At 71.8% G+C, this 14,194-nt stretch carries 13 protein-coding genes; 6 read left to right on the top strand and 7 right to left on the bottom strand.

The window, feature by feature from the left end; translation table 11 throughout:
* Nucleotides 1-71: 71 nt before the first annotated feature.
* Complete coding sequence (purU, locus tag KA217_01705) at nucleotides 72-935, top strand: formyltetrahydrofolate deformylase (GenBank protein ID MBP7711170.1); 864 nt, start codon at nucleotides 72-74, stop codon at nucleotides 933-935.
* A 31-nt stretch (nucleotides 936-966) separates the two neighbouring features.
* Here purU and KA217_01700 read toward each other — a convergent pair whose 3' ends face one another.
* Nucleotides 967-1,791 (bottom strand): prolipoprotein diacylglyceryl transferase, encoded by an 825-nt coding sequence (locus tag KA217_01700; protein ID MBP7711169.1) that lies wholly within the window; start codon nucleotides 1,789-1,791, stop codon nucleotides 967-969.
* A gap of 25 nt (nucleotides 1,792-1,816) precedes the next feature.
* Complete coding sequence (locus KA217_01695) at nucleotides 1,817-3,244, bottom strand: class I SAM-dependent rRNA methyltransferase (protein ID MBP7711168.1); 1,428 nt, start codon at nucleotides 3,242-3,244, stop codon at nucleotides 1,817-1,819.
* Here KA217_01695 and KA217_01690 point away from each other — a divergent pair.
* Nucleotides 3,225-4,112, top strand: a complete 888-nt coding sequence (locus KA217_01690) for an HDOD domain-containing protein (protein ID MBP7711167.1) — start codon at nucleotides 3,225-3,227, stop codon at nucleotides 4,110-4,112. The genes KA217_01695 and KA217_01690 overlap by 20 nt on opposite strands.
* A gap of 3 nt (nucleotides 4,113-4,115) precedes the next feature.
* Nucleotides 4,116-5,330: a diguanylate cyclase gene (locus KA217_01685; GenBank protein ID MBP7711166.1), complete on the top strand. Its 1,215-nt coding sequence runs from the start codon at nucleotides 4,116-4,118 to the stop codon at nucleotides 5,328-5,330.
* An 18-nt stretch (nucleotides 5,331-5,348) separates the two neighbouring features.
* On the opposite strand, the gene uvrA is transcribed toward KA217_01685, so the two are convergent.
* Nucleotides 5,349-8,201 carry an excinuclease ABC subunit UvrA gene (uvrA, locus tag KA217_01680; GenBank protein ID MBP7711165.1) on the bottom strand — a complete coding sequence of 951 codons (2,853 nt, stop codon included), beginning with the start codon at nucleotides 8,199-8,201 and terminating at the stop codon, nucleotides 5,349-5,351.
* A 60-nt stretch (nucleotides 8,202-8,261) separates the two neighbouring features.
* On the opposite strand from uvrA, the gene KA217_01675 reads away from it, so the two are divergent.
* Together KA217_01675 and ssb are read left to right on the top strand one after the other, a co-directional pair.
* Nucleotides 8,262-9,473: an MFS transporter gene (locus tag KA217_01675; GenBank protein MBP7711164.1), complete on the top strand. Its 1,212-nt coding sequence runs from the start codon at nucleotides 8,262-8,264 to the stop codon at nucleotides 9,471-9,473.
* Nucleotides 9,474-9,580: 107 nt separating this feature from the next.
* Nucleotides 9,581-10,108 (top strand): single-stranded DNA-binding protein, encoded by a 528-nt coding sequence (ssb, locus tag KA217_01670; protein MBP7711163.1) that lies wholly within the window; start codon nucleotides 9,581-9,583, stop codon nucleotides 10,106-10,108.
* A 45-nt stretch (nucleotides 10,109-10,153) separates the two neighbouring features.
* On the opposite strand, the gene KA217_01665 is transcribed toward ssb, so the two are convergent.
* From KA217_01665 to KA217_01650, 4 genes are read right to left on the bottom strand one after another with little or no spacing between them, the layout of a single operon-like run.
* Nucleotides 10,154-11,536: a DegQ family serine endoprotease gene (locus tag KA217_01665; GenBank protein ID MBP7711162.1), complete on the bottom strand. Its 1,383-nt coding sequence runs from the start codon at nucleotides 11,534-11,536 to the stop codon at nucleotides 10,154-10,156.
* Nucleotides 11,537-11,541: 5 nt separating this feature from the next.
* On the bottom strand, nucleotides 11,542-12,048 hold the full coding sequence (locus tag KA217_01660) for an Hsp20/alpha crystallin family protein (protein ID MBP7711161.1): 507 nt from the start codon (nucleotides 12,046-12,048) through the stop codon (nucleotides 11,542-11,544).
* Between the two features lie 15 nt (nucleotides 12,049-12,063).
* Nucleotides 12,064-13,035 (bottom strand): DnaJ domain-containing protein, encoded by a 972-nt coding sequence (locus KA217_01655; GenBank protein ID MBP7711160.1) that lies wholly within the window; start codon nucleotides 13,033-13,035, stop codon nucleotides 12,064-12,066.
* A 60-nt stretch (nucleotides 13,036-13,095) separates the two neighbouring features.
* On the bottom strand, nucleotides 13,096-13,542 hold the full coding sequence (locus tag KA217_01650; GenBank protein ID MBP7711159.1) for an Hsp20/alpha crystallin family protein: 447 nt from the start codon (nucleotides 13,540-13,542) through the stop codon (nucleotides 13,096-13,098).
* A gap of 232 nt (nucleotides 13,543-13,774) precedes the next feature.
* Here KA217_01650 and KA217_01645 point away from each other — a divergent pair, with 232 nt between their 5' ends.
* A complete protein-coding gene (locus KA217_01645) occupies nucleotides 13,775-14,146 on the top strand; it encodes a sulfur globule protein CV1 (protein MBP7711158.1) in 372 nt (123 codons plus the stop codon).
* Nucleotides 14,147-14,194: the final 48 nt, after the last annotated feature.

The raw sequence follows: 14,194 nt of genomic DNA, 5'->3' as shown, positions 1-14,194 counted from the left end.
CGAGGCACCGGAGTCTTGTGACGACGGAGCGTCCGCGTATCATCCAAGCCCCCTTGCGTCGGGATGCGCCGATGACCCCGGAGACCACTGCCCGCCTGCTCATCACCTGCCCGGACCGACCGGGGATCGTGGCCGCCGTCACCACCCTGCTCTACAACCACGGCGCGAACGTCACCGCCCTGGACCAGCACTCGACCGACCCGCAAGGCGGGACGTTCTTCATGCGGCTCGAGTTCCACACCCCGCACCTGGACCTCTCGCGCGCCGCCCTCGAGCGCTCGTTCCACGACCGGGTCGCGAGCCAGTACGAAATGCAGTGGACCGTGACCTACGCGGCCCCGCCGAAGAAACTCGCACTGCTGGCCTCACGCCACGACCACGCGCTCCTCGAGGTGCTCTGGCGGTGGTCCCGCGGCGAGCTCCCGGCGACCGTCACGGGGGTCATCAGCAACCACCCGGACCTCCGCCCGGCGGTGGAGTCCTTCGGCGTCCCCTTCCACCACGTCCCCGTGACCCCCGCCACCAAGCCCGAGGCGGAGTCGAGGGTGCTGGAACTGCTGGACGGTGAGGCGGACCTGGTGGTCCTCGCCCGCTACATGCAGGTCCTCACGCCCGCGTTCGTGGGCCGCTACCCAAACCGGATCATCAACATCCACCACTCGTTCCTGCCGGCCTTCGCGGGCGCCGACCCCTACCGTCAGGCGGGCGACCGCGGTGTCAAGCTGATCGGGGCGACCGCCCACTTCGTCACCCCGCAACTGGACGAGGGCCCCATCATCGAGCAGGACGTCATCCGGGTCTCGCACCGCCACAGCATCTCGGACCTGCGCGAGCTCGGGCGCGACATCGAGCGCACGGTCCTCGCGCGGGCCGTGAAGTGGTTCCTCGAGGACCGCATCATCGTGCACGGGAACAAGACGGTCGTCTTCTCCTGAGGACCGGCACGCCGGGGTGGTGGCATCCCGGTCACAGGCCGTCCTGGCCCCGCCCCCGCCCCCGCCCCCGCCCCCGCGAGCGGTACGCGAGCCCCAGCAGGACCAGGCCGGCGGCGGCCATGGGCAGGCTCAGGAGCTGCCCCATGGTGAGCCAGCCGCCCGCCAGGTACCCCAGGTGGGCGTCGGGCACCCGCACCAGCTCGATCAGGGAGCGGAACAACCCGTAGAGCAGGAGGAAGAGCCCGGAGACCGCCATGGTCGGCCGGGGCCGGCGGGAGAAGGCCCAGAGCACCGCGAACAGCACCAGGCCCTCCAGGAAGGCCTCGTAGAGCTGGGAGGGGTGGCGCGCCACGCCGCCCGCCGCGTCGCCGGGGAACACCACACCCCAGGGCAGGTCCGTCGGCGCGCCCCACAACTCCGCGTTGACGAAGTTGCCGATACGCCCCGCCAGCAGCCCCGGTGGCACCAGGGGCGCCAGGAAGTCGGTGACCCGGAAGAACCCCTGGCCCTGGCGCCGGGCGAACAGCCAGGCGGCGAGGAGTGCCCCGATGAGGCCACCGTGAAAGGACATCCCACCCTGCCACACCTTGAGCGCGTCGAGCGGTGAGGCGGCGTACTGGGGAAGACCGTAGAACAGGATGTATCCGAGCCGCCCCCCGAGAACGGCGCCGAGGGCGCCGTAGAACACCAGGTCGTCGACCATCGCCGGGGTCCAGCCCCGGCGGGGGTCCCGCGCCCGCCACCGGCCGAGGGCCCACGCCGCCCCGAAGCCGACGAGGTACATGAGCCCGTACCAGTGCACGGGGAACGGGCCCAGGCGGAAGGCCACGGGGTCGATGGCGGGAAAGGCAATCAAGGTCGCTCTCCTCCGCGGCCGGGGCTCACTCCCGATAGGCCCTGACCGTCACACACTTCAGGTAGGCAGTCTCGGGGACCGCCGGGTGGATGGGATGGTCCGGCCCCTGATGCCCGTGTTCCAGGATCTGCAGGTTGCGGTCGGCGTGCCGGGCAGCCCGGTAGAGCAGGTCCACCAGGGTCTCCCGGTCCAGGTGATACGAGCAGGAGCAGGAGACCAGGACCGCGTCCGGGGCGAGGACCCGGAGGGCCAGGCGGTTGAGCCGCTGATACGCCTCGAGACCCGCCTCCCGGTCCTTCACCCTCTTGATGAACGCGGGTGGGTCCACCACCACGACGTCGTAGCGCTCACCGGCCTCGCGCAGGTCCTTCAGCCGGTCGAAGGCGTCCCCCTGAAGGGCCTCGACGCGCTCGGCCACGCCGTTCAGCGCGGCGTTCTCGGCCAGACGCTGCAGGGCCTGCGCCGAGGCGTCCACGCAGGTCACCCGGGACGCTCCCGCGCGTGCCGCCTGGACACCCCACGCCCCGTCGTAGCTGAAGACATCCAGCACCCGCGCACCCCGCACGTACGCCGCCAGCCGCGCCCGGTTCTGGCGCTGGTCCCAGAACCAGCCGGTCTTCTGCCCGTGCAGGGGAGAGATGCGGAAGCGCGCCCCGTTCTCCTCGATCGTGTGCCACTCGGGCGCCTGCCCCACGGGCACTTCGACGCTCTGCTCCAGCCCCTCGATCGCCCGCCCGGGAGCGTCGTTGCGCAGGACCACGGCGCGGGCTCGGGTCAACTCCGCGAGCACCGCGACCACGTCCGCCCGCAGCCGGTCCATCCCCGCCGTGCCGAGCTGGGCGACCAACACGTCGCCGTAGCGGTCGGCCACCAGCCCCGGCAGACCGTCCCCCTCGCCGTGAACGAGCCGGTACTGCGGGCTCTCGAAGAGGCGCTCACGCAACGCGAGCGCCCTTGCCACCCGGCGCGCGAGCAGCGCACGGTCGAGCGCCTCGCCCGCGCGACGGCTGTAGACCCGGGCGCTGATCAGGGTGCGCGGATTGACGTAGGCCATGCCGAGGAGATGACCGTCGTTCGCGCGCACCTCGGCCTGCTGCCCCGGCTCGAATACCGCGAGGGGACTGCGCTGCACGTCCACCTCGTTGCTGTAGACCCAGGGGTGACCGGCGCGCAGACGACGGTCCTCGCGCCTTTTGAGGAACAGGGCTGGGAAGCTCAAGGGGAGTCTGCTCGGTGCCGAACGAGGGGGCTGATGGTACCGGAGGGGGCGACGGCTTGTCGAAGCCCCTGACCCCTGCGTCCCGCTAAACCCGGTGACCGGGCTCGCCGATACAGCGGGGAATCGGGGCGGGCCGTGGGCGCTCGGCGCCAGCCTCCTCCGCGGCCGGCGACGCCGGCGCGCCGGCACGTTGGGGAAACAGATCGGGACCAGAATGCACACCGCCCCCGCCATCGACCACGCCGCCGAGCTCGGTTTGCGCGTGCGCCAGCTGAGCGATCTCCCGCCGCTGTCGCACGTGGCCCAACGACTGCTCACGATCCTGGGCAACGACGACGTGGAGGTCGGTGCCCTCGCCCACACCATCGAGCTCGACCCTGGCCTGACCGCCCGGGTCGTCGGCCTGGCCCGCTCGGCCTTCTTCGGCTACACGGGCAACGTGTACACGGTTCGCGAGGCCATCGTGCGCGTCCTCGGCCTCGAGACGGTCAAGAGTCTCGCCCTGAGCCTCGCCCTGTCGGGGCAATTTCACGTCAGCCCCACGATCGGGCTGGACCTGGGCCGCTACTGGGTCACCGCCCTGCTCACCGCGTCGAGCTCCCGCGCCCTGGCCTCCCGGGTGGGCGTCCCCGGAGGCCCCGACCCGAACGCGGCCTACCTCTCCGGATTGCTGCACAACCTGGGGCTCTTGGTCATGGTCCACCTCTTCGAGGCGGACATGGCGCGCGTCTTCTCCCTCGCGCCGGGTGCCACCGACTCGAGCCTGGCGGCGGTGGAGCGCACCGTGGTGGGCGTCGACCACCACCGGGTGGGCGGCTGGCTCGCCGACCGCTGGCACCTGCCGCGGGAGGTCGTCGTGGTCATGCAGCATCACCACGACACCACTTACCGCGGCCTGCACTGGCCCTGCGTGCGGCTCGTGGGGGGCTGCGCACGCCTCTGCCAGTGGTACCTGGACCACCCGACCGAACCGCTCGAGGACGCACACCTGCGCGAGGACCTGGGCATCCGCCCGGACGGACTGGAGGCGCTGAGGTCCCTCATCTCCGAGCGGGCGGACGCCGTCCGGGACCTTGCCGGGACCCTCGCGAGGCCGCACTGAGCCATGGGCTCCGCACCCTTCGTGCACGCCGCCCGGGAGCTGCGCCAGCGCTTCCTGTCGATGCTCGACTCGCTCTCGGCGGTGCGCGCCCTCGCGGAGCTCGACTGCTGCCGGGGCAGCGACGTGGGCCCGCTGCTGGTGGGGGCCCTCGAGGCGCTCATGCAGCACCAGGACTTCGCCCGTTGCTCGGTGTTCCTCCTGCAGGACGGGGCCCTGGTCTGCGCCGCTGGACGGGACTACATGGAGGGGGCGCTGGAGAGCACCGAGGGGCTGCCCCCCGAGCGCAGCTATTCACCCCGAACCTTTCGCATCGGTGAGGGGGTCGTGGGCCTCGCCGCCGAGACGCGCCAGACCCAGGTCTGCTCCGACTGCGCAGCGGACCCCCGCTTCCTGGCGCTGTCGGGCCAGCGGGGAGCCGCCCAGGGCTCGCTGGTCTGCGCGCCCATCCTCGCGGGGAGCCAGGTCCTCGGGGTCGTGAACGTCTTTCACCCCCGGCCGCAGCATTTCCAGGAGTGGCATCTGCAGGTGATCGCGGTGTACTGCGCCGTCCTCGGCCACATGCTCGCTAGCCACCGGGCCATGCACGGCCTCGAGGACGTGGTCGCGGAGCGCACCCGCCAGCTCGAGACCGCGCTGGTGGAGGCCGAGCAGCTCCGGCGACGCTACGAAGAGCTCTCGACCGTCGACGAGCTCACCGGCCTGCACAACCGGCGATTCTTCTTCGCCGAGGCGGAGGCCGCTACGGCGCGCGCCCTGCGTCACCGCCACCCGTTCTGCATGTTGCTGGTCGACCTGGACTTCTTCAAACAGATCAACGACTCGTTCGGTCACGCGATTGGTGACGCCGCCCTGCGCGACCTGGCCGCGGCGCTGCGCCGCCACACCCGCGAGGGCGACATCCTGGCCCGGTTCGGGGGCGAGGAGTTCGTGCTCGCCCTGCCGAACACCGATCTCGAGGGGGCAAGGGTGCTCGCCGAGCGCGTCCGCACCTACGTCCGGGGCCTGCACTGGGAGGCCGAGGGCATCAGCTTCGGCCTGACGGTCAGCATCGGCCTGTCCACCCTCGACCACGACGGCCGCTACCAGGGACGCCCCCTCGTCGACCACCTGCTGCGTCAGGCGGACAAGGCGCTCTATTTCTGCAAGTCCAATGGGCGCGACCAGGTCTCGGCCCACGAGGACATTCCGGAGCGCCAGCGCGCCGTCGCCGGCCGCTGAGCCCACTGGCTCCGGCCCTCAGGCCTCCTCCCGCCCGCTCCGGACGTCGCCGCCCAGCACCCGGGCGAGGTGGCGCCCGGTGTGTGAGCCCGGGTGCCGGGCCACCTCCTCGGGTGTCCCCGCCACCACCACCTCTCCGCCACGAGCCCCTCCCTCGGGCCCGAGGTCGACCACCCAGTCCGCCGTCTTGATGACGTCCAGGTTGTGCTCGATGACCACCAGGGTGTTCCCGTGGTCGCGGAGCCGGCCCAGCACCTCGAGGAGCTGGGCGACGTCGTGGAAGTGCAGCCCCGTCGTCGGCTCGTCCAGGATGTAGAGCGTGCGGCCGGTGTCCCGCCGGGAGAGCTCCCGGGCGAGCTTCACCCGCTGGGCCTCGCCCCCGGAGAGCGTCGTGGCACTCTGCCCGAGCCGGATGTACCCGAGGCCCACCTCCACCAGGGTCTGCAGCTTGCGCGCGACGAAGCTGACGGGCTCGAAGAAGCGCCGGGCCTCCTCCACCGTCATCTCCAGGACCTCGTGGATGTTGCGCCCCTTGTAGCGCACCTCGAGCGTCTCCCGGTCGTAGCGCCTGCCCTTGCAGACGTCGCAGGGGACGTAGACGTCGGGGAGGAAGTGCATCTCCACCTTGATCAGCCCGTCTCCCTGGCAGGCCTCGCAGCGCCCGCCACGCACGTTGAAGCTGAAGCGCCCGGAGGAGTAGCCCCGGGCACGGGCCTCGTGGGTTCCCGCGAAGAGATCGCGGATCGGGGCGAAGAGACCGGTGTAGGTCGCGGGGTTCGAGCGCGGGGTCCTCCCGATGGGGCTCTGGTCGATGGCGACCACCTTGTCCAGCAGCGCGAGCCCCGTGACCTCACGGTAGGGCGCAGGCGACGCGTTGGCGCCGTTCAGCTCCCGCGCGACGATGGGATACAGGGTGTCGTTCAGGAGCGTGGACTTCCCCGAGCCGGAGACCCCGGTGATGCAGGTCATGAGGCCCACCGGGAGACGCACCGTGATGTCCTTGAGGTTGTTGCCCCGGGCGCCGCCCAGGCTCAGCCACTGCGCGGGGTCGGGAGGCGCCCGGCGCGCGGGGACGGGGATGCGCCGGGCCCCGCTGAGGTATTCGCCGGTGAGCGACCCGGGCGTGCGCTCCACCTCGGCGGCGGTGCCCTGGGCCACGACCCACCCGCCGTTCACGCCTGCCCCGGGGCCCATGTCGACGACGTGATCGGCCGCCCGGATGGCCTCCTCGTCGTGCTCCACGACGATCACTGTGTTGCCGAGGTCGCGCAGTTGCTCGAGGCTGTCGAGCAGCCGCCGGTTGTCCCGCGGGTGCAGGCCGATGGAAGGCTCGTCCAGGATGTACGTGACCCCCACCAGGCCGGCCCCGATCTGGCTGGCCAGCCGGATGCGCTGGGCCTCCCCACCCGACAGGGTCTCCGCGGCGCGGTCCAGGGTCAGGTAGTCGAGCCCCACGTCCACCAGGAAGCGCAGCCGGTCGTGGACCTCCTTCAGGATCCGGCCCGCGATCTCGGCCTTCTGCCCGGGGAGCGCCAGGCCCTCGAAGAAACCCCTCGCCCCGGCGATCGCCAGGGAGGTGACGGCGGGCAGCGTCCTGCCGCCCACGAACACGTGCCTTGCCGCCACACCCAGGCGGCTGCCCTGGCAGGCGGGGCAGGAGCGCTCGCTCAAGAACCCGGCCAGCTCCTCGCGGATGACCGCGGACTCGCTCTCGCGGTATCGGCGCTCCATGCTCGGGAGGATTCCCTCGAACGGCTGGGTCTTGTGGTGCGGGCGCCCGCGCAGTCCCTGGAAGGTGAAGGTGAGCACCTCCTCGCCGCTGCCGCGCAGCAGCACCTCCCGGACCCGCTCCGGGAGCTCGCCGAAGGGCAGGTCCAGGTCGAACCCGTAGTGACCGGCCAGGGCCTCGAGCATCTGGTAGTAGTAGGCGTTGCGCCGGTCCCACCCCCGCACGGCACCGCCCGGCAGGCTCAGCTCCGGGTGGGCGACCACCTTCTCGGGGTCGAAGAAGGTCTGGACCCCGAGGCCATCGCAGACCGGGCAGGCCCCCGCCGGGTTGTTGAAGGAGAAGATCCGGGGCTCGAGCTCGGCCAGGCCGTAGCCGCAGACCGGGCACGCATAGCGGGCCGAGAAGACGAGCTCGGGGCGCTCGGGCTCGTCCATCCACGCGACCCGGGCCCGCCCGTCGCCGAGCTCCACGGCGGTCTCGAACGACTCGGCGAGCCGCGCCCGCAGGTCGGCGCGGACACGGAAACGGTCCACCACGACCTCGACCGTGTGCCGGCGCTTGGGGTCGAGGCCAGCGGGGTCGTCGAGCTCGCGCACCTCCCCGTCGACCCGCGCCCGCAGGAATCCCTGGGCGCGCAGGCGCTCCAGCATCTGGGCGTGCTCGCCCTTGCGGTCATCGACCACCGGCGCGAGCAGCATCAACCTGGCCCCTTCGGGGAGACCGAGAACCTGGTCCACCATCTGGCTCACCGTCTGCGCGTCCAACGGGGCCCCGTGCTCCGGGCAGCGGGGCTCGCCGACCCGCGCCCAGAGCAGGCGCAGGTAGTCGTAGACCTCCGTCACCGTGCCCACCGTGGAGCGCGGGTTGTGCGAGGTCGACTTCTGCTCGATGGCGATGGCGGGCGAGAGGCCTTCGATCAGGTCGACGTCCGGCTTCTCCATCACCGACAGGAATTGCCGGGCGTAGGCCGAGAGCGACTCCACGTACCGGCGCTGCCCCTCGGCGTAGATCGTGTCGAAGGCGAGCGAGGACTTGCCCGAGCCCGAGAGTCCGGTGACGACGACGAGCCTGCCCCGGGGCAGGTCCAGGTCGACGTTCTTCAGATTGTGGGTTCGCGCCCCCCGGATGCGGATGGTGTCCATGCGTCTTGCGGCTCTGGGCAAGCTGTTAATATTACCGCCCCCTCGCCCCCCGCGCTCACCATGGAATACTCCGTTCCGAGCCCCACCGCGGCCGCCACCCTCGACGGGCCGGAGCGCCGCGCGGCGTTCAGCCTGGCGGCGATCTACGCCATCCGCATGCTCGGCCTGTTCCTGGTCCTGCCCGTCTTCACCCTCCACGCCCAGGACTACCCGGACTACACGCCACTGCTCGCCGGGCTCGCGATCGGCGCCTACGGGCTCTCCCAGGCCCTGCTGCAAATCCCCTTCGGGGTCCTGTCGGACCGCCTGGGCCGCAAGCCCGTCATCACCGCCGGCCTGCTGCTCTTCGCCCTGGGCAGCGCATGGTCCGCCCTGGCCGGCAGCGTGCTCGGGATCCTGGTCGGCCGGGCCCTCCAGGGGGCGGGCGCCATCGCAGGGCCCGTGCTCGCGCTCGCCGCGGACCTGACGCGCGAGGAGCACCGCACCCGGGTGATGGCCACCATCGGCGCGAGCATCGGCCTGTCGTTCGCCGCGGCGCTGGTCCTCGGGCCGGTGATCAGCCGCCACCTCGGGCTGGCGGGCATCTTCTGGGTGACGGCGGCCCTCGCCCTGGCCTGCCTGGCGCTGTTGCACCTCCTGGTGCCGACCCCGCGCGTGAGCCGCGTGCACGGGAACACCGAGCCGGTGCCCGGGCGGCTCGCGGGAGTCCTGCGCGACCCGGACCTGCTGCGGATCGACGTGGGCATCCTCGCCCTGCACTTCGTCATGACCGCGCTCTTCGTGGCGCTGCCCCTGCAGCTGCGCGACGAGTTGGGGCTGGCCGCGGACCAACACTGGAGGGTCTACCTCGCGGTCCTGGCGCTCTCCATCGCGCTCATGGTGCCCGTCGTGGTCCTCGCCGAGCGGCGCCGGCGCACCCGGGAGGTGTTCCTCGGCGCCATCACCGCCGCCGCGCTCGCGCAACTGGCGCTGCTACTCCCCCATGGTGGCGTGCTCCCGCTCGCCGCCGTGCTGGTCCTCTACTTCGCCGCCTTCAACGTGCTCGAGGCCACCCTGCCGTCCCTCATCGCCCGCATCGCCCCGGCCGAGAGCAAGGGCAGCGCCATGGGTGTCTACGCCACCGCGCAGTTCCTCGGGGCCTTCCTCGGTGGCGCGGGGGGCGGCGCGGCCCTCGGCCTCGGCGGGCCTCCGGCCGTCTTCGCCCTCTCGGCCATGGTCCTCGCGGGGTGGCTCGCCGTGGCCGTGGGGATGCGCGCGCCGCACCGTCTCTAGTCCCGGGCCGCGGAAGACCGCCCCCTCGACTCGGGGCCGATGGGTGATATGCTTGCCTCGCGGCGCGACCGCGGGACATCCACAGGGAAGTCAGAGGAGGATCTGCAATGGCGCGAGGCATCAACAAAGTCATCCTGATCGGAAACCTGGGTGCCGACCCCGAGGTGCGCTTCATGCCGAGCGGGGGGGCGGTGGCCAACGTGCGCGTCGCCACCAACGAGACCTGGAAGGACCGGCAGAGCGGCGAGCAGCAGGAACGCACCGAGTGGCACCGGGTGGTCCTGTTCGGCCAGCTGGGCGAGCTCGCCCAGAAGTACCTACGCAAGGGCAGCCGCATCTACATCGAGGGCCGCCTCCAGACCCGCAAGTGGCAGGGCCAGGACGGACAGGACCGCTACGCGACCGAGATCGTCGCCAACGACATGCAGATGCTCGACCGGCGTGAGGGCGAGCCTGGCGGGGCCGGGTCTCAGACCGGCGGTGAGCCGAACACCTTCGGGGGACCCCCTTCGTACGGGGACGAGGGCACCCCGTCGCCGGCCCGCGAGCCTCGGGGGGGCGGACGCACCCAGTCCCGGGCGCCGGCGAGCGCGCCCCCGCCCGAGACGGACCCGAACGACGACATCCCCTTCTGAGCCCCAGGAGCGCGGTGTGCCCGCGCGGGGCCGACCCCGCGCGGCTCAGCGCACCAGGATGTAAACGGAGGTCGCCCCCCGGCGCATCCCGAGAAGGAGCCCCGACCCGCTCTGGCGCACGAGCCGGGTGAAGTCCTCCAGACCCTCGACCGGCGTGCGGTTCACGCTCGTGATGACGTCCCCCTTGCGCAGCCCGAGCTCGGCCGCGGGGCTGCGCCCCTCTACCCCGAGAACGCCCACCCCCTTCTTGCGTCCCTGCTGGGGCGACTCCAGATCCCCGAAGGTGGCACCCGCCAGGTGCGGGTGCAGCGCGTCCCCGGCAGCGGCCTCACGGCTCGGCTCGGCGACCCGGATGGTGACCGAGCGCACCTTGCCCGCACGCTGGAATTCGACCCGAACCTCCTGCCCGACACGCAGCAGGCCGATGGCGTTGCGCACGTCGGCGGCGTCGCGGACCTCCCTGCCGTTGATGGAGACCAGGGCGTCCCCCGGCTTGAGCCCCGCGCGGGCGGCGGGCGAATCCTTCGCCACGCCGGTCACGACGGCACCCTGTTCCCTGCTGAGGTCGAAGGCGCCCGCGAGGGCCGGCGTCAGGTCCTGCACCGTCACCCCGATCTCGCCCCGGCGCACCGCGCCGTGGGCGACCAGGTGAGCCATCACGTCCCGGGCCATGTTGGCGGGGATGGCGAAACCGATGCCGACGTTCCCCCCGTTCGGCGCCAGGATGGCGGTGTTGAGCCCCACCAGCTCCCCGCGCAGGTCCACCAGGGGCCCACCGGAGTTGCCGGGGTTGATGGAGGCGTCGGTCTGGATGAAGTCCTCGTAGCCCTCGATGCCGAGGCCCCGGCGGCCGAGCGCGCTGACAATCCCCGAGGTCACCGTTTGACCGAGCCCGAAGGGGTTGCCGATGGCGACGACGAAGTCCCCGACCCGCAGCCGGTCGGAGTCCGCGAGGTTCAGAGCCGTGAGGTTCTCGGGCGGCACCTGGACCACCGCGATGTCGGTCTCCGGGTCCGAGCCGACCAGCTTCCCCTCCAGCCGCCGGCCGTCCTGCAGCGTGACGGCGATCTCCTGGGCGTTGTCCACCACGTGGTGGTTGGTGAGGACGTAACCCCTCCGGGCGTCGACGACGACCCCGGAGCCGAGACTCTGGCTGCGCCGCTCCTGGGGCCGGTCGGGCACGTCGAAGAAGCGCCGGAAGAACGGGTCGGAGAGGAGCGGGCTGCGCTGGGCGCGCACGGTGCTCCGGGTCGAGATGTTGACGACGGCCGGGGTGACGCGCTCCAGCATCGGGGCGAGGCTCGGCAGCCTCTCCCCTTCCACCATCGGGGGCAGGGCGGCCGGGACGGACGTGGCGCCCCAGGCCAGGGCGAGCGTAAGCAGCACCCGGGCGAGACGCCGGCCCCGCCCCACCGCGACTCCGCGCATGCCCGTCAGGCGCCGCTGTCGACCTGGATCCGCCGCGCGCGGTACCGGCCGTGCTTGGGCAGCGTGACCTGCAGGACGCCCGCGCGGTAGCGCGCCGCAGCCCGCCCCGCCTCGACGCGGAACGGCAGCGGGATGCGCCGCTCGAAACTGCCGTAGGCGCACTCCATCCGGTGGTAGCGCCCCTGGCGGCTCTCCCGTTCCACCTGCTTCTCGCCGCGCACGACCAGCGTGTCGTCGACCACGGAGATGTCGAAGCCGTCTGCGTCCATGCCGGGGACCTCGAGGCGTACGATCACGGCGTCGTCGGATTCCCGCACCTCTGCCGCGAGGAGCGCCCAGTGGGCGGCATTGACCGCCACCAGGTCACTGGCCGTCTCCACGGAGTCCGCCGACCGCACCGGGGTGAAGTGCGTCACCGCCTCGGCCGCGCGCGCGCGCAGGTGCTGCCAGCCCTCGGCCACCGACTCCCACGCCCGCCCCAGTTGCCCCTTCAGCTGGTCCAGTGTGCTCATCTGCTCTCCTCCGCGTCAGACCCCCATGCCGGCCCGCGGGTCGAAGGGGATCTCTCTGGCCATCCGCTCGTAGAACGCCCGCACGGCATCGCTGTCGGCCGGGGGCACCACGATCTGCAGCACCACGTACTGGTCACCCGGCGGGTCCCCCGGGAGACCCCGGCCCTTCAGCCGCAGCTTGCGCCCGGTCTGCGACCCGGCGGGAACCAGGAGGTCCACCTTGCCGTCCAGGGTCGGCGCGGGTACCCGCGCGCCGAGGGCCGCCTCCCAGGGTGCCACGGGAAGGTTCAGGGAGACGTCCCTGCCCTCGACCCGGAACAACCGGTGGGGAAGGATGTCGACCTCGAGATAGAGGTCCCCGTTCTCGCCGCCGCCGACCCCGGGACCGCCCTGCCCACCCAGCCGGATCTGCTGACCCTGCACGACCCCGGCCGGGATCTTGACCTTGAGCGAGCGGCTGCGGACGCCCCGGCCCCCGAGCGCCGGGTCCGTGACCTGCAGCTGCAGGGCACGGGTGGAACCGCGGAAGGCCTCCTCCAGCGTGACCGCAATCCGGGCCCGCTCGTCGGAACCCCGCACGCGCACGGCGCCCCCCCAGCCGCCCGCGCCCCTGCGGGCGCGACCTGCGCCGCCCGCCGCCGCACCTCCGAAGAGCGACTCGAAGAAATCGCTGAAGCTGCGGGCGCCCCCTTCGCCGAAGCCGGCGCGCCCGAAGTCGAACCCGCCCTCCGAGCCCCACCCTGGCGGAGGCGTGAATTCCTGCCCGGACTTCCAGCTCGAGCCCAGGCGGTCGTAGGCCTCCCGCTTCTTGGGGTCCCTCAGGACCTCGTAGGCCTCGTTGACCTCTTTGAAGCGGGCCTCGGCGTCCGCCTCCTTGCTCACGTCGGGGTGGTATTTTCGGGCGAGCTTGCGGTACGCGCGCTTGACCTCGTCCCCGGTGGCCTCGCGGCCCACAGCGAGGATCTTGTAGTAGTCCTTGAACTCCATGGTCCCCCGCACCGCCGGGCGAGGGGCCCGGCGGTCGAGCACCCGCCGGGCCCTGCCGGATTACTCCGCGACCGATATCTTACGCGGCTGCACGCGCTCGTGCTTGGGGATTGTCACCTCCAGCACCCCGTTCTTCCCGCGTGCGGAGACCCGCTCCGGGTCCGCGCTGTCGGGGAGGCTGAAACGCCGGTAAAACGTTCCCCGCGCGCGCTCCGTGCGCTTGTAACCCTCTCGTTCCTCCTCGCTCTCGAGCTTGCGCTCGCCGCGGATCGTCAGAACGCCGTTCTCCATCGTGACCTCGATGTCCTTCGGGTCGACACCGGGGACGTCGGCGTAGAGCACGAAACGGTCGGTTTCCTCCCGGATGTCCACGGCGGGCATCCAGTGGCTCGTCACGACGGTCGAGCTATCCTCACCCGCCGGACCGACCCGGGATTCGAACAGACGGTTGATCTCGTTCTGGAGTTGGTTGAACAAGCTGCCCGGCTCGTAACGGATGACGGTCATCGCATTCCTCCTTCTTCGCTTCCACCTGTCGCGTCAGCGCGACGCCTGATCCGGAGATGGGGCCCGAGGGACGGGTTTCAAGCCCCCGCCCGGGGGGGTGGGGTCGGCGGCGGGCGCGGCTCCTTGCCAAGGGGATCCATAAATGTCAGACTGCCTGCCGGAACCGTGTGCAGTCCCGGCACCTTTCCGTACCCAACACACGATTACGTGATCTTCGAGATCGGGAGAATTCATGAAGAACTTCGCGAAAGTGGCCGCGCTGGCGGCCGTGCTCGGTGCCGCGGTGCTGCCTCTTCAGTCCCAGGCCTGGGGTGGTCCGTGGGGCGGTGGTGGCCCCTGGGGCAACAGCGGTTACGGCGGTGGCCCCTGGAGCGGCCTGACCGACATGTTCGGTGACATGGACGCCAACGTTTCGTCGCGCGGTTGGGGCCGCGGCTCTGGCTCCGGCTATCCGTATGCCAGTGGCTCTGGCTATGGCTACCCCGGCTACGGCTACGGCGCCCCCTACGGCTACGGCGCCCCCTACGGCGTACCCTACGGCGCGCCCTATGGCATGCCCGCCGCGCCGGTTGCCCCGGCTGCCCCGGCTGCCCCGAGCAAGTAAGTCCTGCTGAACCGCGGGGGCTGGCGGCGACGCCGGCCCCCGTTTTTT

It is taken from the genome of Gammaproteobacteria bacterium (assembly GCA_017999615.1).
In the GTDB taxonomy this organism is placed as follows: domain Bacteria; phylum Pseudomonadota; class Gammaproteobacteria; order JAABTG01; family JAABTG01; genus JAGNLM01.
This window is presented reverse-complemented; position numbering and strand designations above follow the sequence as displayed.

Excerpts from the sequence above, each read along its gene's own strand:
- uvrA (MBP7711165.1), bottom strand. The coding sequence starts at position 8,201 with ATGGACACCATCCGCATCCGGGGGGCGCGAACCCACAATCTGAAGAAC.
- KA217_01690 (MBP7711167.1), top strand. The coding sequence starts at position 3,225 with ATGCACACCGCCCCCGCCATCGACCACGCCGCCGAGCTCGGTTTGCGC.
- KA217_01650 (MBP7711159.1), bottom strand. The coding sequence starts at position 13,542 with ATGACCGTCATCCGTTACGAGCCGGGCAGCTTGTTCAACCAACTCCAG.
- KA217_01675 (MBP7711164.1), top strand. The coding sequence starts at position 8,262 with ATGGAATACTCCGTTCCGAGCCCCACCGCGGCCGCCACCCTCGACGGG.
- KA217_01645 (MBP7711158.1), top strand. The coding sequence starts at position 13,775 with ATGAAGAACTTCGCGAAAGTGGCCGCGCTGGCGGCCGTGCTCGGTGCC.
- KA217_01685 (MBP7711166.1), top strand. The coding sequence starts at position 4,116 with ATGGGCTCCGCACCCTTCGTGCACGCCGCCCGGGAGCTGCGCCAGCGC.
- KA217_01695 (MBP7711168.1), bottom strand. The coding sequence starts at position 3,244 with ATGGCGGGGGCGGTGTGCATTCTGGTCCCGATCTGTTTCCCCAACGTG.
- purU (MBP7711170.1), top strand. The coding sequence starts at position 72 with ATGACCCCGGAGACCACTGCCCGCCTGCTCATCACCTGCCCGGACCGA.
- KA217_01660 (MBP7711161.1), bottom strand. The coding sequence starts at position 12,048 with ATGAGCACACTGGACCAGCTGAAGGGGCAACTGGGGCGGGCGTGGGAG.
- KA217_01655 (MBP7711160.1), bottom strand. The coding sequence starts at position 13,035 with ATGGAGTTCAAGGACTACTACAAGATCCTCGCTGTGGGCCGCGAGGCC.
- ssb (MBP7711163.1), top strand. The coding sequence starts at position 9,581 with ATGGCGCGAGGCATCAACAAAGTCATCCTGATCGGAAACCTGGGTGCC.
- KA217_01665 (MBP7711162.1), bottom strand. The coding sequence starts at position 11,536 with ATGCGCGGAGTCGCGGTGGGGCGGGGCCGGCGTCTCGCCCGGGTGCTG.